This is a genomic window from Bacillus sp. MHSD_36, assembly GCF_030757775.1.
Lineage (GTDB): Bacteria > Bacillota > Bacilli > Bacillales > Bacillaceae_G > Bacillus_A.
Genome location: NZ_JAVBIS010000006.1, coordinates 36584 through 56549 on the forward strand (window position 1 = coordinate 36584; position 19966 = coordinate 56549).

At 34.7% G+C, this 19966-nt stretch carries 18 protein-coding genes and 1 pseudogene; 17 read left to right on the plus strand and 2 right to left on the minus strand.

Annotated elements, in window-relative coordinates:
• The 17 genes and pseudogenes from Q9B79_RS21695 (at nucleotide 1) to Q9B79_RS21770 (ending at nucleotide 18093) form a co-directional block, all read left to right on the plus strand.
• On the plus strand, nucleotides 1-681 hold the full coding sequence (locus Q9B79_RS21695) for a GNAT family N-acetyltransferase (protein WP_306187515.1): 681 nt from the start codon (nucleotides 1-3) through the stop codon (nucleotides 679-681).
• A gap of 307 nt (nucleotides 682-988) precedes the next feature.
• Nucleotides 989-1555: a glycerol-3-phosphate responsive antiterminator gene (locus Q9B79_RS21700; RefSeq protein WP_306187517.1), complete on the plus strand. Its 567-nt coding sequence runs from the start codon at nucleotides 989-991 to the stop codon at nucleotides 1553-1555.
• Entirely contained in the window at nucleotides 1552-2649 is a 1098-nt protein-coding gene (locus tag Q9B79_RS21705) for an ABC transporter ATP-binding protein (RefSeq protein WP_306187519.1), read from the plus strand. The genes Q9B79_RS21700 and Q9B79_RS21705 overlap by 4 nt, the downstream gene beginning before the upstream one ends.
• A complete protein-coding gene (locus Q9B79_RS21710) occupies nucleotides 2649-3581 on the plus strand; it encodes a carbohydrate ABC transporter permease (protein WP_306187521.1) in 933 nt (310 codons plus the stop codon). The genes Q9B79_RS21705 and Q9B79_RS21710 overlap by 1 nt, the downstream gene beginning before the upstream one ends.
• Nucleotides 3578-4399 carry a carbohydrate ABC transporter permease gene (locus tag Q9B79_RS21715; RefSeq protein ID WP_306187523.1) on the plus strand — a complete coding sequence of 274 codons (822 nt, stop codon included), beginning with the start codon at nucleotides 3578-3580 and terminating at the stop codon, nucleotides 4397-4399. Before Q9B79_RS21710 ends, Q9B79_RS21715 begins: the two co-directional genes overlap by 4 nt.
• Before the next feature lie 21 nt (nucleotides 4400-4420).
• Nucleotides 4421-5797 carry an ABC transporter substrate-binding protein gene (locus Q9B79_RS21720; protein ID WP_306187525.1) on the plus strand — a complete coding sequence of 459 codons (1377 nt, stop codon included), beginning with the start codon at nucleotides 4421-4423 and terminating at the stop codon, nucleotides 5795-5797.
• A 398-nt stretch (nucleotides 5798-6195) separates the two neighbouring features.
• Nucleotides 6196-6900: a metallophosphoesterase family protein gene (locus Q9B79_RS21725; protein WP_306187526.1), complete on the plus strand. Its 705-nt coding sequence runs from the start codon at nucleotides 6196-6198 to the stop codon at nucleotides 6898-6900.
• A 150-nt stretch (nucleotides 6901-7050) separates the two neighbouring features.
• Nucleotides 7051-7722 carry a response regulator transcription factor gene (locus Q9B79_RS21730; protein ID WP_306187528.1) on the plus strand — a complete coding sequence of 224 codons (672 nt, stop codon included), beginning with the start codon at nucleotides 7051-7053 and terminating at the stop codon, nucleotides 7720-7722.
• Nucleotides 7719-8969, plus strand: a complete 1251-nt coding sequence (locus Q9B79_RS21735) for a sensor histidine kinase (RefSeq protein WP_306187530.1) — start codon at nucleotides 7719-7721, stop codon at nucleotides 8967-8969. Before Q9B79_RS21730 ends, Q9B79_RS21735 begins: the two co-directional genes overlap by 4 nt.
• 206 nt (nucleotides 8970-9175) lie before the next feature.
• Nucleotides 9176-9997 (plus strand): transporter, encoded by an 822-nt coding sequence (locus Q9B79_RS21740; RefSeq protein ID WP_306187532.1) that lies wholly within the window; start codon nucleotides 9176-9178, stop codon nucleotides 9995-9997.
• A gap of 13 nt (nucleotides 9998-10010) precedes the next feature.
• A complete protein-coding gene (locus tag Q9B79_RS21745) occupies nucleotides 10011-10760 on the plus strand; it encodes a C39 family peptidase (protein ID WP_306187534.1) in 750 nt (249 codons plus the stop codon).
• 235 nt (nucleotides 10761-10995) lie between these two features.
• Nucleotides 10996-12039: pseudogene (locus Q9B79_RS27095) on the plus strand (HAMP domain-containing protein); the annotation flags it as partial.
• A 120-nt stretch (nucleotides 12040-12159) separates the two neighbouring features.
• Nucleotides 12160-12978, plus strand: coding sequence for a methyl-accepting chemotaxis protein (locus Q9B79_RS27100; protein WP_483861664.1), 819 nt, complete (start codon nucleotides 12160-12162; stop codon nucleotides 12976-12978).
• A 78-nt stretch (nucleotides 12979-13056) separates the two neighbouring features.
• Entirely contained in the window at nucleotides 13057-14661 is a 1605-nt protein-coding gene (locus tag Q9B79_RS21755; protein ID WP_306187538.1) for a sensor histidine kinase, read from the plus strand.
• Entirely contained in the window at nucleotides 14658-15359 is a 702-nt protein-coding gene (locus Q9B79_RS21760; protein ID WP_306187539.1) for a response regulator, read from the plus strand. Before Q9B79_RS21755 ends, Q9B79_RS21760 begins: the two co-directional genes overlap by 4 nt.
• 128 nt (nucleotides 15360-15487) lie before the next feature.
• The gene (locus Q9B79_RS21765) at nucleotides 15488-16834 is read left to right on the plus strand and encodes a 2-hydroxycarboxylate transporter family protein (RefSeq protein ID WP_306187541.1); all 1347 of its coding nucleotides are present in this window, start codon (nucleotides 15488-15490) and stop codon (nucleotides 16832-16834) included.
• A 59-nt stretch (nucleotides 16835-16893) separates the two neighbouring features.
• Nucleotides 16894-18093 (plus strand): NAD(P)-dependent malic enzyme, encoded by a 1200-nt coding sequence (locus tag Q9B79_RS21770; RefSeq protein WP_306187544.1) that lies wholly within the window; start codon nucleotides 16894-16896, stop codon nucleotides 18091-18093.
• A gap of 297 nt (nucleotides 18094-18390) precedes the next feature.
• Here Q9B79_RS21770 and Q9B79_RS21775 read toward each other — a convergent pair whose 3' ends face one another.
• Together Q9B79_RS21775 and Q9B79_RS21780 are read right to left on the minus strand one after the other, a co-directional pair.
• Entirely contained in the window at nucleotides 18391-18915 is a 525-nt protein-coding gene (locus Q9B79_RS21775; RefSeq protein WP_306187546.1) for a DUF4871 domain-containing protein, read from the minus strand.
• 115 nt (nucleotides 18916-19030) lie between these two features.
• A complete protein-coding gene (locus Q9B79_RS21780) occupies nucleotides 19031-19957 on the minus strand; it encodes a DMT family transporter (protein WP_306187548.1) in 927 nt (308 codons plus the stop codon).
• Between the last annotated feature and the right edge of the window lie 9 nt (nucleotides 19958-19966).

Genomic DNA, 19966 nt, shown 5'->3' on the forward strand with positions numbered 1-19966 from the left:
ATGAAGCTCTCAGAACTTGATTTAATAGCAATTCAGGTAGAAGTTTTATTTGTTCATAATCAAGTAGGAAAAATGAAATATGTAAATGAACAAGGAAATCCGAAAGCACCACGCTTTTTCCTTGGCAGAACTCGTGAAGGAAGTATAACGAGATATCGTTGTGATCTGGATGATGAAACGGTAGGTAAGATTGAGAAAGTAATTCGAGAACCTTCAAATCATATAGAGATAGCAAAGGTTATTGAGATATTAAATGAAGAAAGAACAGTAAAAAATATTTGGATGGGCCCTGCTTTCATGTTCTCTAATAATTTACATAAGCCAACTAGAACGATACAGATAACAGAGAAGAATAAAGAGCTTTTGCGAGAAAATTTTCCTAATTTAATAGGACAGATGGAGTGGAGGCAACCTTACTTTGCAATTGTGAAAAATGAAAAGGTAGTTTCTATATGTTGCAGTGCTAGGAGTACGCCTGTAGCTGCTGAGGCGAGTGTGGAAACTTTAGCGGAGTTTCAAGGGAATGGATATGGTACTGATGTTGTTACAGCCTGGGCGATATCAATACAAGAAGAAAAACGCATTCCACTTTACAGTACTTCTTGGGATAATTATGCTTCACAAGCAGTTGCGAGAAAACTAAAACTGATTAACTATGGAATAGATTTGCATATCACTTGAATTTTAAAAATAGTTGTTTGCTGTTGGAATTCATTCGTATATTTAGATTATTGTTAAAAAAATATGGTGAACATTAACATTCGATTAACAGCTAATTAACAATCTATCAAAACTGACTTAATAAATGCGTAATATAGTAAAGGTAACAAAATAACTAGGGTAGAGAACATTTGAGAACACCCGCTTACATATAACGCGCCACTTTCTTAGGTGTGCTCTATTCTCTAGAGTTCAAATAAGGAGAAAGGTGTTCTATGTAAGTAGGTGTTTTTAGTTTGGATAAAAATAGAAAAGCTAGGTGGAATAAATGTTTGAAGAACCTTATATTGCGATGATAAAGAATTGGAAAGGATACAAAACATACAAAAAATTACCGAAAACAGTTTTTCTTATGACTGGTTCAATGCTGGAGTTACCAGAGCGTGTATATGAATTACAAAAGTATGGACATGATGTATTTCTTCATTGTGATTTTATACAAGGTTTAAATACAACTACAGAGGAAGCTCTGTTGTATATTCAAGACGTTATTGGAGCACAAGGTATTATTTCAACAAAGGGTTCGACAATTCGAAATGCTAATAAAATTGGATTAAAAACGATTCAACGTATTTTTATTGTTGATACTTTATCTCTTACAAAATCAATTGAGAATTGTAAAACGACTAAACCGAATGCTGTAGAGATTATGCCTGGTATTATGCCTTCCATTATTAAGCGGTTAGCAGAGGAAATAGAATTTCCTATTATTGCAGGTGGACTGATTCAAACACGAGAAGATGCGGAAATTGCTATTCGTGCCGGAGCAAGTGCGATTTCAACGAGTCATTATGAAGTATGGATACAAGAAGAAAAAAGGAGTGCAACCTTGTGATTGAATTGAAAAATGTTTCAAAGTTGTATAAAAATGCGGAAGAGACAGCGGTTAAAGGTGTATCGGTTCACATTAAGAAGGGTGAGTTTTTTGTTTTAGTTGGACCTTCAGGATGTGGGAAAAGTACACTATTACGAATGATTGCTGGTTTAGAAGAGATTTCTTCGGGAGATTTAATTATTAATGAACATGTTGCAAATGATTTAGAGCCGAAAGACCGTAATCTATCAATGGTATTTCAAAATTATGCACTATATCCACACTTATCTGTAGAAGAAAATATTTTATTCGGACTTAAGGTAAGAAAAGTACAAAAAGAAGAGCGACAAAAGCGATTAATGGAAGCCATTGAAATGGTAGGACTGAAAGAGTATGTGAAAATGAAGCCAGGCCAATTATCAGGCGGACAAAGACAACGTGTTGCACTTGCAAGGGCGATCGTGAGTCAAGCGCCGGTCTGTTTAATGGATGAACCGCTTTCGAATTTAGATGCGAAATTACGTGCGCAAATGAGAATTGAAATTAGAGAAATTCAGCAACGGTTAGGAATTACAATGATTTACGTTACTCATGATCAAATAGAAGCGATGACTATGGGAGATCGTATCATGGTCTTAAATAAAGGAAGCATACAGCAGGTTGGAACACCGCTTGATATATATAACGAACCAGCGAATGAATTTGTTGCAAGCTTTATAGGGTCTCCTTCGATGAATATAAATGATGGAGAAGTGGACAAAGAAAAAGGAGTATTACATATAGGACAATTGCAACTTCCATTATCTAATGGACGATTAAAGCAATTACCAGAAGGAACAATTCGAATAGGTATGCGACCTGAACATATTGAACTGTCTGAGGAAGGACAAGAAGTTACGCTACAATCAGTAGAAGTATTAGGGAATGAATCTATATTAAACTTCGCGGTAAATGGAGCAACTTGGAGTGCGAAAGTTATTGGACAGCTACTCCTGAACAAAGGTGACAAAGTAAAATTATTATTCTCGCAAGAAAAGTTATGCTTCTTTCATCAAAATACGAATGAACGATTAAAAATGGTAGCCGAAGAAGAGTTGAAAGTGGTGGCGAAATAATGATTGAAGTAGGTAAATTACCGGTTCAAGTAAAAGTGTCGAAAAAGAAGAATTTATGGAGTAGAACGAAAGATTTAAGAGTAGGATTATTATTTTTGGCGCCATCTATTTTGCTGTTTTCAATTTTTCTTTTCTATCCATTATTTAGAACAATTTACTATAGCTTTTATTTAACAGATATACACGGAGAAGCTAATCTTTTTGTTGGCTTAGAAAATTATCAATACTTATTTTCTGATCCTGCTTTCTATAAAAGTATAAAGTCAACTTTATTATTTGTTGTATATACAGTGCCCACGAGTATTATATTCGCTTTATTTCTTGCATTGATTGCAAATGAAAAAGTAAGGGGTATTGGGGTATTCCGTGTGTTATTTTCTTCCACTATGGGAATATCAGTAGCTGCTAGTGCGGTGATTTGGCTATTTTTATTTCATCCAAGCGTCGGGTTATTTAATAATATATTAGCTTCTATGAATCTACCTGCAATCGCATGGTTAACGAGTCCAGATTGGGCATTGTTCTCTGTATCGGTTACAACGGTTTGGGTGAATACAGGATTTGCATTTTTAGTTATATTAGGTGGGTTACAAAACATTGATACGTCTTTATACGAGAGTGCAGCTATAGATGGTGCTAGCTATTTATATAAGCTTCGCCGTGTGACATTACCGATGCTATCACCAACTTTATTCTTTATCGTAACAGTAACGTTAATTAGTGCGTTTCAAAGCTTTGGACAAATTGATATTTTAACGCACGGTGGACCAAATGATGCAACAAATTTAATTGTATATTCGATTTATAAAGAGGCATTTGTGAACCATCAATTTGGAACAGCAAGTGCACAAGCAATGGTATTATTTATTTTCATTTTCATTGCTACATTACTTCAATTCAAGTTTGCTGAGAGAAAGGTGCATTATAGATGATTGTTAAACAGTGGAAACAAAATTTCCTATTATACATGCTGCTCATTATTAGTGCAGTAATGGTGTTTTTTCCTGTACTCTATGCATTTTTAATAAGCTTTATGACACCAGACGATATTCAAATGAGAAGGTTATTTCCGACTCAATTTACTTTTGATAATTTTATTAATATTTTTCAGAAAGTACCACTTTTTACATACTTATATAACAGTTTAATTGTATCAACAGTCGTTATGATTGGACAACTTATCGTATCAAGCCTAGCAGCTTATGCTTTTGTCTTTCTTCAGTTTAAAGGAAGAAACCTTATTTTCTTCCTGTTTATTTCAACGATGCTTATTCCGTGGGAAGCGACGATGGTACCTAACTTTTTAACGATTCAAAACTTTGGTTGGATCAATAGTTTTGCTGGGATGACAGTGCCGTTTTTTGCAACAGCTTTCGGTATTTTCCTACTACGTCAACATTTTATGACGCTTCCGAATGAACTGAAAGAAGCGGCCTTTATTGAAGGGATTGGAAATGTAAGGTTTTTATTTAGCGTTGTAATGCCGTATTGTAAAACGAGTTTTATTACCCTTGGAGTATATAGCTTTTTGACAACATGGAATATGTACTTATGGCCACTCTTAGTGACCACTGATGAAAGGGTGAGAACAGTCCAAATCGGTATAAAGCAGCTTCAGTCTCAAGAAGTTGCAACTGATTGGGGAAGCGTAATGGCCGGTGTTACGGTTATTGTCATTCCAACATTGATTTTACTATTTGTAGGGCAAAGGCAATTACAACAAGGGTTAACAAAAGGTGCAATTAAATAAAGAAGAGAAGGTGAATGGAAAATGAATTTAGTTAAAAAAGGTGCTGCTCTATTAATGGCAGCAACAATGGCATTATCTAGTGCTGCTTGTTCAAATAGTAAAACGGAGGGGAAACCTGAAGCGCAGGCAAAAGTAGCACCAGTTGAAAAAAGTGGTGATAAAACTGTAATTCGTTTCTGGCACGCGATGGGTGGAAAAACACAAGGTGTATTAGAGGGACTTGTTGCAGACTATAATAAGTCACAAAATAAATACGAGATAAAGCCAGAGTTCCAAGGGACATATGAAGAGTCTTTAACGAAATTTAGAACGATGTCTGCTACGAAAGAAGCCCCAGCTCTTGTTCAGTCGAGTGAAATTACAACAAAATATATGATTGATAGTAAAAAGATTACGCCAATTGATAGTTGGATAAAAAAAGATAAGTACGATACTTCAAAGTTGGAAAAAGCAATTACAAATTATTATTCAGTTGATGGAAAAATGTATTCTATGCCATTTAATTCATCTACACCAGTATTAATTTATAATAAAGATGCTTTTGCTAAGGCTGGATTAGATCCAGAGAAAGCCCCACAAACGTATGTGGAATTACAAGAAGCAGCGAAAAAGTTAACGATTAAAGAAGGCGGAAACGTAAAACAATATGGATTTTCAATGCTGAATTATGGTTGGTTCTTTGAAGAATTGTTAGCAACACAAGGTGCTTTATATGTAGATAATGAAAACGGACGTAAAGATGCAGCAAAGAAAGCGGTATTTAACGGTAAAGAAGGACAAAAAGTATTTGGAATGTTAGATGACTTAAATAAAGCTGGAGCACTTGGAAAGTATGGAGCAAGTTGGGATGATATTCGTGCTGCGTTCCAGTCTGGACAAGTTGCTATGTATTTAGATTCTTCAGCTGGTGTTCGCGACTTAATTGATGCATCTAAGTTTAATGTAGGCGTGTCATATATTCCATATCCAGAGGATTCGAAACAAAATGGTGTTGTTATTGGCGGAGCATCATTATGGATGACGAATATGGTTTCAGAAGAAACACAACAAGGTGCTTGGGACTTTATGAAATATTTAACGAAGCCAGACGTACAAGCAAAATGGCATACTGCAACAGGTTATTTCTCTATTAATCCAGATGCATATAATGAACCATTAGTAAAAGAGCAATATGAAAAATATCCACAGTTAAAAGTAACAGTGGAACAATTACAAGCGACGAAACAATCTCCAGCAACTCAAGGAGCATTAATTAGTGTATTCCCTGAATCAAGAGATGCAGTTGTAAAAGCACTAGAAGCAATGTATGACGGGGAGAATAGTAAAGAAGCGTTAGATGAAGCTGCAAAAGCAACTGATAGAGCAATTAGTATTTCAGCTCGTACGAGTCAAAAATAAGAGAAAGCCGTATCCGAAAAAGGATACGGCTTTTTTAGGAGATAAGGGATCAAAAAAATGAAGAAGTCTTATCTCTTTTATATGAGTAAAGGGTCTAGAATGAATCTTGTCCTTTTCATTATTTGTTTAACTCCATTGCAACTTGTTTGCCATTTACGAAAACTTCTGCCACTGCTACTACAACTTCCATCACTTTTTTCATTTCTCATCTCTCCTTGTTTTTGTTTCATTTCTTACTTTTAGTATAAGGAAATATAGCAATCGCAACTATCGAATTGGATGACAAGAGACTTACATTGTTGTAAGGATAATCGTTGTATCTGTAATAAATACGATTTAAAATTACAATTCGGAAGTTTCTGTCGTTTTGAACTATAATTAGAAAGAGGGGGGATAATATGAAAAGAATTCTTGTTATTAGTGATATTCATGGAGAAATAGAAAAGTTCGAACAGTTACTGGAAGAAGCTCAATATGATACAAAACAGGATCAATTAATTTTACTGGGAGATTATGTGGATCGTGGCCCAAATGCGCGTGCAGTAATTGAAAAAGTAAAAGAGTTAAAAGAAGATGGAGCCTTCGTTCTAAAGGGCAATCATGAAGATATGATGATTAAGGCGTTAACGACAGATGAGGAACGTTCATGGAATCATTGGGTAAAAAGGAATGGTGGAGATAAGACGTTATACAGCTATGGATTTGTAGAAGAAGATATTGTGGTTAATGAGGAAGCCTTCCAAAAACCAATTTTACAATCTCGTGTATTAGATGAACATGTAAAGTTTATTCAAGAATTAGATCATTACATTGAAACAGAAGAGTATATATTTGTACATGCTGGTGTTGAGCCATTGAAGCAGGTTTCGGAATGTGAACCATATACTTTAATGTGGATTCGTAATGAGTTTCATAGTGGGTATAGTGGTGAAAAGGTTGTTGTATTTGGTCATACGGAAACAAAAACACTTCATGGTAGTGAAAATTGTGGAGTGTATTTTGGGAGTAATCGTATTATAGGAATTGATGGCGGTGCTGTATATGGCGGCCAGCTAAATTGTTTAGAATTGCCGAGTAAAAAGGTATACGTAGTAAAAAATTGAAAGAGATAAGAGGAATCTTATTTCTTTCAATTTTTTATTAAGCTAAATTTAAGGAAGAGCTTGTATAATAAGTCTTCCAAATTTTATGTAGAGAAAAGCGTTAAAATGTAATTATAAATAGAATTGAACAAAATGGTGGAAGGTGAGAATATGCGCTTACTCGTAGTAGAGGATAATGCTTCTTTATTAGAATCTATTGTCCAAATATTACACGACGAATTTGAAGTAGATACAGCATTGAATGGAGAAGATGGATTATTTCTAGCATTACAAAATATACATGATGCTATTTTGCTTGATGTGATGATGCCAGAAATGGACGGTTTTGAAGTAATTCAAAAAATACGGGATGAAAAGATTGAAACACCGGTCTTATTTTTGACAGCGAGAGATTCTTTAGAAGATCGCGTAAAAGGGTTGGATTTTGGTGGAGATGACTATATCGTTAAGCCTTTTCAGGCTCCAGAGTTAAAAGCGAGAATTCGTGCTTTATTACGACGAAGCGGTAGTTTAACAACAAAGCATACTATTCGTTATAAAGGGATTGAACTGTTCGGAAAAGATAAAGATGTTCAAGTAGATGGACAAAGTATGAAGCTCACATTAAAACAATATGAGCTTTTAGAGTACCTTGTTCAAAATAGCGGAAAGATTTTAATGCGTGAACAAATTTTTGATCGTGTTTGGGGATTTGATTCAGATACGACAGTAGCAATTGTAGAAGTGTATGTACATCATTTACGTAAAAAATTAGAGCCATTCGGTTATCAGAGAGATATCCAAACCGTTCGAGGTATTGGATATATATTAAAAGAACAATGAAAAAGGGAAGTATGTTTCAGAAGACACGTATTCGATTGACTATATTGAATTCATTAGTATTTATCATTTTGATAGGTGTATTAGGTAGTATTATTTATTCGTACACATATAATCGGATTTATAATGAAATTGATAAATCTATAAAAATGATGGCTCAGTATGGAGAAAAATTAGATGTTAAAATACCACCAAGAAAACGTATGGAGAATATCCAAATTGGAGATCCGCGAGTAACTAGAATAACTTGGAATGGGAAAATAGTGAAAATAGAGAGTGATAACCGTAAATTTCGTTCTATTTTTGAAGAGAATTTGGAGAAATTTTCTCCAAAAAAATTAGAGGGTTTACAAGATATTGAAGTGCAAGGACGATATTTTAGAACTATTTCACTTCAAAAAGATAGTGAAATAGTTCAAATCGTGCGAGATATAACAGCGGAAGAAGGAATGTTAAATACTTTATTTTTAATTCTCGTTATAGGTTGTGGCATAGGAAGCCTCTGTGCGATAGGTATCGGATTTTTCCTAGCTGGCAGGGCACTCGTACCCATTCAAAATTCATGGGAGAAACAGCAGCAGTTTGTTTCGGATGCATCACATGAATTAAGGACACCACTTGCGGTTATTCAATCGAAAACGGATGTGTTATTTCAGTCACCATCTGCGACAATAGAAGAAAAAGCGATGGATATTTCTACGATTTCCAAGGAGTGTAGACGGTTATCTAAGCTTGTAGCTAATTTATTATTGTTAGCACGTTCAGATTCTAATCAAATTGAGATGGATAAAAAAACATTTGAAATGGATACATTGCTAGAAGAAATAGTAGATCCATATAAGGAGCTTGCTTCCTATCAAGAAAAAGAGATGATATTGAAAGTAGAGCATAGCATATCATTTATGGGGGATAGAGAGAGAATTCATCAAATGATGGTCATATTGTTAGATAATGCGATGAAGTATACGAATGAAGGTGGTCATATACAAATCGATTGTACGCAAATGAACAGTTCAATTCGTATACGAGTGAAAGATGATGGGATAGGAGTGAAAGATGAGGATATCCCAAAACTATTTAATCGTTTTTATCAAGGAGATAAAGCAAGAAGTACGTCAGAAGGAGCGGGATTAGGCCTTTCAATCGCGAACTGGATTGTAGAAAAGCATTATGGGAAAATATCAGTAGAGAGCAGATGGGGAGAGGGCACTTGTTTTGAAGTGATTCTTCCGAAAAACCAAAGAATATAGATGAGAAGACGATCTTGTTTTTACAAGGTCGTCTTTTTTTAAGGGAAAGTTAAGAAACTGTTTATAACATGTACTATATATAGAAAGTTCGCCCTATGAAGAAGCGATTATAAAAAGGCATTTGAACAGATTATATCGATCATAACGTTATTTCGATTATGTATAGGGAATGATGGAAAAGAAAGTGTAAGAGGGAGGAATTAATTTTGAAAAAGAAAATGATGACGGTATTCACTATAGGAGTAATGAGTTTAAGTATATTAGGGGGTGCCTCTCCTTCTGAAACATCAAAAGGAAAGACAGATTACACACAGCGCAGTAAAGAACAATTAAACAATGGAGAGATACATGCGGTGCATACAGAAGAAAAGGCGGAGAATCTAGGGATTGAAACGGAAGGGAAAGAACAAATTACGCTAGAAAAAGAAATCCATGAAACAGAAGTAGGAAGGGAAGCAGAACAGTTAGGAATTTCGATTGAAGGAAAAGACGTTGGAACTCTTTCAGAAGAAATCTATGAAACAAAAATAAAGCAAGAAGCGTTAAAGTTAGGCATATCTATAGAGAATACAACGATTGTAAATTTAATTAATCAAATTAATGCGATTAAAATTAATGATGAAGCGGATAAATTAGGTATTTCGACAAATGGAAAAGAAATAGAGGACATTGAGGAAGAAATCTATGGAACGAAAGTAAGAGGGGAAGCAGGGAAGCTAGGTATTTCCCAAAAAGGGAAAGAGATAGAAACGTTAGCGCAAGAAGTGTATGAACAAAAAGTGCAGGAAGAAGCAAAAAAATATCATATTGACTTGTATGGTAAAGATATATATCAAGTATTAAAAGAAATTAATGAACAAAAAGTATTACAAATGGCAGATGAGCTTAATATGGATAAAACGAATATGAACGTTCAAGAATTAGCCGAAAGAATAAAAAAAGATCAGCCTGAAAAAGGAAAAGAACTAAATTTTGTACCGGTGATTCGCACAGATGCTGACGCGTTTTATTCGTATTTAACGAACTAAAAAGGGCGTGAGAGTGATACGGAGATGGAAGTGGTATATATGTATGGCCTTACTCGGCATTGCAGTATGGAATGTATATACAAATGGAATTACAAAGTATGTGGAGAAGTTAACCTTCTTCAATATACAAAGCGGAAAAGAAATGGAGTTTAGTAATAATGGTGAAAAGGTCATCTTATCAAATGTACCTTTCATTCAGCAATTACCAGAGCTAGATAGAGGCTGCGAAGTAACAAGCTTAGCGATGATGTTGCAATATGCAGGTGTTAAAGTGGATAAAATGAAATTAGCAAACGAAATAAAGAAAGTTGATTTTATGAACGATGGTGTACGTGGGAATCCGAATGAAGGATTTGTAGGGAATATTTATACGTTTTCTGAATCTGGATATGGTGTATATCATGGACCACTTTTTCAATTAGCGAAAAAGTATTTACCTAATAAAGCTGTGGATGTAACAGGGAAGAGTATAGAAGAACTTTATAAGAGTGTAAAATCAGGACAACCGGTAGTTATGATTACAAATGCAACATTTGCACCATTAGATGAAGATGAATTTACTACATGGGAAACAAGTAGTGGAGATGTTTCTATTACGTATAATGAACATTGTGTAGTACTTATTGGATATGATAAGGAATTTGTATATATTCGAGATCCTCTAAGTGATAGTTTAGATGTAAAAGTACCGAGAGAAAGCTTTGAACAGGCATGGATGCAAATGGGGAGTCAGGCGATTAGTTATGTGAAAAGTTCTAAATGAATTAGTAAGGAAATAGGTGTAAGGAATTGTAAGATTTTTGTTAAGAAATAAGAGAACTTCAGCTTATATAATAAGCTGAAGTTCTCTTATTTTTTATGATTAAATCTTTAGAAGTAGTGAATATGTAAAAATACATAATTGACAAAATAATTACATGTTATCATTATATATTGTTTTATATATGTTACTTGTATAAAATTACACAAGTATTCACATTACATAAAGGAGGCTTATTATGCAAAAAATATTTAACTGGGTTAAATGTACGAGTATCAAGAAAAAATTAATCATTTCATTTTTTCTAATTTTAACTATACCAGGACTTATTATCGGTGGTGTTTCATATCAAACTGCCAAAACAAATTTTGAACAACAAATCACAGGTAAAGCAAAGGAAAACATTTCGATTTTAAATACTGTTATTTCTCAAAATATAGAAGAGAAATTTGTTGATGCAGCATACTTTGCAGACATTTTAACAGAGGATACATATCCAAACGGACAAGAAGAAATAGTAAGAACGAAGTTAGCGCAATATATAAAACTTCATCCAGAAGTAGAAGGTATTTATATTGGAACGCAGACAGGAAAGTTTATAAGAGAACCATTTATCCAAATGGATGATGGGTATAATCCAACAGATAGATCTTGGTATAAAGAAGCACGTGAAAATAAAGGGAAAGTAATTGTTACTGCACCATATCAATCAGCATCTACAAAAAATATGGTAGTGACAATTGCAAAAGAAGTAAAAGATGGTAAAGGTGTTATAGGAATTAACTTAAATCTAGATAACATCTTGAAAATTTCCAAAATGATTAACATTGGTGAAAAAGGTTATGCAGTTATTTTAGATCAAAATAAGCAAATTGTTAGTCATCCATCTAGAAAACCAGGTGCAAAAGTTACTGATCCTTGGATTAAACCGATTTATGAAGAAAAACAAGGAAGTGTCTCTTATACAGAACAAGATGATAAAAAGAATTTAATCTTTGCAACAAATGAGAAAACGGGCTGGAAAGTAGTTGGAGTTATGTTTGATGAAGAAATTACCCAAGCTGCGAATCCAGTATTTTATAAGACTTTTATTGTTATTGCTATCGCTATTGTATTTGGTAGTGTATTAATTTATTTCATTACAAAGTCTATTACAAGACCATTAAGAAAAATAGCTGACTCGGCGCATAAAATTAGTAAGGGAGATTTAACAGAGAAAATTACAATCCATTCCAAGGATGACATAGGGAAATTAGGGAATTCCTTTAATGAAATGTCTGCCTCTTTACAAGATGTGATTACTCAAATTAGTTTTTCAGCAGAACATGTCACTGCATCGGCTGAAGAGTTAACAGCGAGCGTACAGCAAGCAAATGATGCGACAGATCAAATTACAATTGCAATGGAACAAGTATCAGGTGGGGCTGAATCACAAAGTCAAGGTGTTGAAGAAGGTGCGGCTACATTACAACAAGTAAATACAGCAATTCAAGATGTAACTGGAAGTGCAGAATCAATTTCTATCTCCTCATTGCATGCGAGAGAAAGAGCTGAAGAAGGGGAGGAATTGGTTGAACAAACAGCAAAACAAATGCAGTCTATTTCTAGGTCGGTATCCGAGTCAGATGCCATTATTAAACTTCTTGATGAGAAATCTAAGCAGGTAGGGGCTATTTCTGAAGCAATTCAAAATATCGCTACTCAAACGAACTTATTAGCTTTAAATGCGGCTATTGAAGCAGCAAGAGCAGGTGAACAGGGCCGAGGATTTGCTATTGTAGCAGATGAAGTTAGAAAATTAGCGGAGCAGTCCGGAGAATCATCTGGAGAGATTGCAAATTTAATTACAGAAATTAAGGCTGATATTGAACATACTGTTAAGGCGATGGATAATGTGAATGGGGAAGTCCAACAAGGCCTTGATGTTGTAACCAAAACGAAAGTAAGTTTTACGGAAATTTTAAGTTCTACTACACATATTGTTTCTCAAGTGAATCAAATGGTAGAAACAACGAAGAGAATTGCTGGAGATGCAAATGAAGTGACAAATGCTATTGATGAAATTGCGGTGGCTGCAGAAGAAAATACAGCTAGTATGCAAAGTGTTGCTGCTTCAACAGAAGAACAAATGAATTCAATGGAAGAAATTAGTTCAGCTTCGCAAAATTTAGTTGAGATGGCCGAAGAACTACAAGCGATGACTAGTAAATTTAAAGTATAATAACAGCAGATAAGTAAGGTGAAAATAATATCACCTTACTTATTTTTCTATTCAGTAATTAGGGGAGTCATTAATGGGATGAAAAAAAGAAAAAGACTATGGAATTTATGGAAAACGATTACATTGTTAGTTTGTACAGTTGTAATTTTTTCTTTACTTGTGACAGATATATTAATTAGTCATAATGTAGAACGGACGACGGAGGATAGCCAAGCAGAGAAAGCAAAAACAATTGCACACATTGTGGCGAATGCTTCGATTGTAATCGATGGTTTGACTGGGAAAGCAGATACTTCTGCAATCCAAACGTATACAAATAGAATACTAAAAAACACAGGTGTTCAATTTATTGTAGTTATGGACATGAATGGAATAAGAAAATCACATCCAAATCCTCAAAAAATAGGTCATCATTTTATTGGGGGAGATGAAGGGCCTGCATTGAAAGGAAAGGAACATGTATCGCTGGCAGAAGGAACTTTAGGTATTTCAATGCGAGTATTTGTACCTGTATTTTCTGAAACGGGTAAACAACTTGGAGCGGTGGCCGTTGGTATTTCAGCAGATAATGTAAAAGAGAGAGTTAAGGAGAGTAGACATATTATTTATATTGGAGTTGGAGTTGGAGTACTAGTCGGAATTATAGGAGCAATATTACTAGCTAGACATATAAAGAAAAGTTTATTTGGTCTTGAACCTCACAGGATAGCGAAAATTCTTGAAGAAAGAAATACGATGCTACAATCTGTAAAGGAAGGTATTATTGCTGTAGATAAAGAGGCCAATGTAACTTTAATAAATAATGAGGCAAAACGATTGTTTAAGAAAAGTGGTCTTGAAGAAGATTTTATTGGTAAAGATGTTGAGTTGTATATGCCTAATTCACGTATAAAAGAAGTATTACAAACGGGAGAGGTACAATTAAACGAAGAACAAAATATTTATGGAATTACGATTGTGACGAATCGTGTTCCTTTATATGTAAAAGGAGAAATAGTTGGTGCGATTGCAACATTTCGTGATAAAACAGAGATTAGAAAATTAGCAGAAGAATTAACTGGTATTAGACTATATGCGGAGGCATTACGGGCACAATCGCATGAATTTATGAATAAAATGCATGTTGTATTAGGGCTTACACACATGAAGCAGTATGAAGAATTACAAAAGTATATAAGCGGTATGGTATCAGAGCATCAATATGAAATTGGTGGGGTTATGGAGAGGATAAAAAGTCCAGTATTTGCTGGTTTTTTACTCGGGAAACTTAGCTATGCTAGAGAGAAAAATATAAAATTAATCATAAGTGAAGATTCTTACATGCCGGAAATAGATGATGAAAGTATTATTCATGAACTAATTACGATTGTGGGAAATTTAATTGATAATGCATTAGAGGCAGTGACGAATTGTGAAAAGAAGCAAGTTGAACTTGAGATACAATATGGGGATACATTAATCATTACAGTACAAGATACGGGGAAAGGTATATCAGAAGAAGAAATAGGGGCATTATTTACGAAAGGTTATTCTACAAAGGGAGATAACCGTGGTTATGGTTTGTATCTTGTAAAAGAAAGTATACAGCGAATAAATGGGGAAATTCATATGCATTCATTAGTAGGAAAGGGAACAACGATAACAATTGAAATACCTAAAGGTAGGGATGAGAGGCAAATATGATTAAAGTTTTAATTGTAGAAGATGACCCGATGGTAGCAATGTTAAATACGCATTATTTAGAGCAAGTAGGAGGGTTTGAACTTGTTCAAGCAGTTAATTCGGTAAAATCGGCGATAGAAGTATTAGAGGAATCAAGAGTAGATTTAGTATTACTTGATATTTTTATGCCTGAAGAGACTGGATTTGAGCTTTTAATGTATATTCGGAACCAAGAAAAAGAAATCGATATTATGATGATTTCAGCTGTACATGATATGGGGAGTATTAAAAAAGCATTACAATATGGCGTAGTAGATTATTTAATTAAGCCATTTACATTTGAACGATTTAAAGAGGCGTTAACTATATATCGAGAAAAACTTACTTTCATGAAAGAACAACAAAAAATTAGTCAATCGGAATTAGATTCGTTAATTTTGCAAAAAGAAAAAAGAGAACCTACTGTCACTAAAGAGCTTCCGAAAGGATTAACGAAGCAAACGATGCAATTAATTTGGCAGAAGATCGAGTCGCTAAATGGACAAGCATTTACAACAGAGGAAATGGCGCAATTAGTTGGTGTTTCAAGGGTTTCTATTCGAAAGTATGTAATGTTTTTGACTGAAATTGGAGTGTTAGAAAACGAAATGGTGTATCAACATGTAGGGAGACCGGTGAGTAAATTAAGATGCATTGACCCAAATAAAATAAAGTTTTAAGTATAAGCGACTTATTATAAGTCGCTTATACTTTTTTTAATTACAAAATCAATTACAAAACTTACAAAAACTATTTTTACTATTGAAAGCGTTTTAATATTGTTATTAAGAAAACAAGGGGGTGCCATATGGGAATTCAAAAGAATGTGGAAGCGGTATCATTTTCTGGAGGAAATGCAGTACAAAGAGAATCTTTCGCTTCTAAAATTATGAATGTAAAAATCGGTGTTATACCTTTACCGTTATATGTAGTATTGGCTGCTATTATTTATGGGGCATCTGTATATAATAAATTGCCAGCAGATATGATTGGTGGATTTGCAGTTATTATGATCATGGGTATTTTCTTAGGTGACATTGGGATGAGAATTCCAATTTTAAAAAACATCGGTGGTCCAGCAATACTTTCGCTATTTATTCCATCATTACTTGTATTTTTTAACTGGATGAATCCAGCTTCAATGGAAGCTGCGACTATGTTAATGAAAAAATCGAACTTTTTATATTTATATATTTCTTGTTTAGTAGTCGGAAGTATTTTAGGAATGAATCGTAAAGTGTTAGTACAAGGTTTCGTTCGTATGTTTATACCTTTAGTGGTAGGGACGTTAGCTTCTGTAGTCGTAGGATTATTGGTCGGTTCACTATTTGGATTTGAAATGAAGCAAACATTCTTCTTTATCATCGTACCAATTGTGAGTGGTGGTATCGGGGAAGGGATTTTACCATTGTCGCTAGCTTATAGTGATATTTTAAATGAATCATCAGCAACATTTGTATCGCAGCTTATTCCAGCGGCTATTATTGGAAATATGTTCGCTATCGTGAGTGCAGGGTATATGAAGCGTTTAGGTGAGAAGAAACCGGAGATTAGTGGTAACGGTGTATTAGTAAAAACAGACAATCAAGCCGAGTTATTAAAAGAACAAAATACAGAGAAGCCAATTGACTTCTCATTAATGGGAGCAGGTTTATTAATTGCGTGTACATTCTTCATCTTCGGAGGATTTGCTTCTAAGTTCATCGGTATTCCTGGGGCAATCATTATGATCTTCTCGGCAGCACTTGTGAAATACTTTAAATTAATGCCAGCAAAAATGGAGCAAGGAGCATTCCATCTATATAAATTCATTTCGAAGAATTTAACTTGGCCTTTAATGGTTGGACTAGGATTACTATATATTCCGCTAAAAGACGTAGCAGCAGTTCTTTCAGTAGGATATGTTGTCGTGTGCGCATCAGTTGTTCTTACAATGGTAGCGTCAGGTTTTCTTGTAGGGAAAGTGATGAAAATGTATCCGGTTGAATCAGCAATTGTAACTGGATGTCATAGCGGTTTAGGTGGAACTGGAGATGTTGCAATTTTATCAGCTTCAAATCGTATGGAATTAATGCCATTCGCACAAATTTCAACACGTTTAGGCGGGGCAGCAATGGTTGTAACAGCGACAATTTTATTAAAAATGTTTTCATGATCAAACAAGCTAGCTATATTCATATAGCTAGCTTGTCAAATTAAGGGGAGATTATAAGTATGTTAGAAAATCAAATTAATGAAAGATCATTGTTATTGCATAAAGAATTAGTAGGAAAAATTGAAATTACAAGTAAAGTAGAAGTAAATTCAGCGGATGACCTAAGTCTGACATATACACCAGGTGTAGCGGAGTCTTGCAAAGCAATTGCAGCAGATGAAGAAACAGTGTATGACTATACAGCACGCGGGAATATGGTGGCAGTTGTCTCAGATGGAACAGCGGTACTTGGTTTAGGGAACATTGGACCGAAAGCAGCTATGCCTGTTATGGAAGGGAAGAGTATTTTATTTAAGAAATTTGCGAATGTAGATGCTTTCCCATTATGTTTAGGTACGACTGATGTGGATGAAATCGTTACCCTTGTGAAAAATTTAGAGCCTACGTTTGCAGGAATTAACTTAGAAGACATTGCGGCACCACGTTGTTTTGAAATTGAAAAACGATTAAAAGAAGAAACAAGTATTCCTGTATTCCATGATGATCAACATGGAACGGCTATTGTCGTTTTAGCAGCTGTTATTAATGCATTAAAAGTTGTTAGCAAACAAATGGATCATGTGAAAATTGTTATTAACGGTGCGGGTTCGGCAGGAATTGCAATTGGAAAATTATTATTAAAGGCTGGTGCAAAGCACATTACGTTAGTTAGTTTAGAAGGTATTGTTTGTGAAGGTGAAGCATGGATGAACGAAGCGCAAATTGAGGTTTCAAAAAAGACAAATCGAGAACATGTACGTGGAACGTTAAAAGAAGCGATTTATCAAGCTGATATTTTTATCGGTGTATCTGCTCCTAATGTACTAACGGAAGAGCTTGTAAAGACGATGAATGAGAAAGCAATTGTGTTTGCTATGGCGAATCCAATTCCAGAAATCTTCCCAGAGGATGCATTAAAGGCTGGGGCAGCTGTAGTAGGAACCGGGCGCTCGGATTATGCGAATCAAGTAAATAATGTATTGGCGTTCCCAGGAATATTCCGCGGTGCGTTAGATGTGCGTGCGACTGATATTACAGAAGAAATGAAATTAGCGGCAGCGTATGGAATCGCTAACATCATTACGGACGAAGAACGTAATGCGAATTATGTAATCCCGAATCCATTAGATAAAAGAGTTGTTCCAAGTGTTGCTGAAGCTGTGGCGAAGGCAGCTATTGATTCAGGCGTGGCGCAAATTATGAAAATACCAAGTTATTAATAGCTAAAAGCAGTGCCTAAAAAGGCACTGCTTTTTTGAGATAAGAAATCAAAATAATGAAGAAGTGTAAAATTATTTATTTATGTTTCCTCACTATTTATTTAATTCCATTGCAATTTGTTTACCATTTACTAAAGCCTCAGTTACTGCTATGATCACTTCTATCATTTTTTTCATCTCTCATCTCTCCTCGTGTCATTTCTTACTTTAAGTATAAGAGAAGAGAGATACTTAAACTATCGAAGTATATGACGTGGAAATTACATTGTTGTAAGAAACTGCTTTAGCTCTGTCACTTTACTCAGCAGTAATTACAAACTGATCATAATATTTTTCATTTACATATATGTTTAATACCCATAATCCAGATGAAGGTAGTGACATAGTGAGAGGAAGTTCGCTTGTAGTCGAATCAATTGTATTTGAAGTAGTCCAAGTTGGTTTGGAAGTTTCTTGTTGAAAGAGTACGGGTGTTGGAGTTACTGATCCTTGCTTTAGTGCAATAATAGATAGTTTTCCAGTTGGCATTTCAGGATCTAAAAAGTACCACATCATTTCATTTTTTTCGTTTGCGATAATGGGGCTATCAGCCATTGCGATTTTTTCTTCGATACCTTTTAAAGGTGTTTTTTCTTGTATGAAGGAGGGTGTTTCTTCCCAATTTACATCTTTTAAAACGCTAAGATGAAAGAAGGAAGGTGCATTAACTTGAGTGGATGACGTGGCGATAGCTTCTTTTTTAGGTTTTTCTAAATCAGGTTGCGCTTGTGTACATCCAGCGATGAGAAAGGAGAAAAGTAGCATAGTTCCAATTTTTTTCATGGTGTCACACTCCTAATTTTTACTGTTAGTGTAATTGTATTTGCTAGAAAGCGGGACAATTCCTTTAAAACATCAAAAGAGGTCGTAAGTTTTGTACGACCTCTTTTGACATTTTCTATATTTGTTCAGTTGAAAAGGTAGGTTCATTCTCTTTTTGTGGCATCGTCAAAAAAATAACAGAAAGAACGATACATAGGCCGCCTAGTAATTGATAGGCTCCAAAGGATTCATTCAGCCAAGCGATTGAAACGATGGCAGCTACAAGTGGTTCAATACTAGATAAAATGCTTGTTTCTGTTGCTGCTAAATATTTCAGACTACCGATATAAAGGAGGAAAGAAAGAGTGCCACTTATGATGATAAGAATAAGCATAGAAAAAGTTTTTGGTGTAAAAGTTTGTGCAAGCTGATTCCATCCAAACGAGCGATTACAAATAAGCAGAGTGATGCCACCGATTAACATCCCCCAGCCAATTACTACAGTTGTTCCGCATGCTTTAATAAGAAAGGCTGGATGAAGGGTATAAAATGCAAATCCAATTGCTGTTAATAGGCCGAAAATAATGGCTTCTTTTGATAAAACAATATTTTCAATTGAACCATTTGTAATAATAAAGTATGTCCCCGTTAGTGCTGTTATAATTGCGAGCAGTTGCATAGACGCTGGGAATTTTTTTTGTCCAAATGCGACATAAATGGTAATAAGAACAGGGCCAAGAAATTGAAATAATGTCGCTGTAACCGCATTACTAATATGAACTGTTTCAATAAAGGCGTATTGCGCACCAAGCATGCCGAGAATAGAGAAAATAATAAGTTGTATAGAATATCTAGGGTGCTTCCAAATTTGAAATATGTTTTGTTTCTTTATAAGTAAGAAAGACAAGATAAATATTCCTGCAAGCAATAAGCGAATTGTTAAAAAATCAACTGATGATACGTTAGTATGTTGAAATAGCCACTGGATCATCGGGCCAGATAATCCCCATAATGTAGCCCCTGTAATAATCATAATGAGTCCGATACGTCTACCATTGTTCATTATCATGTT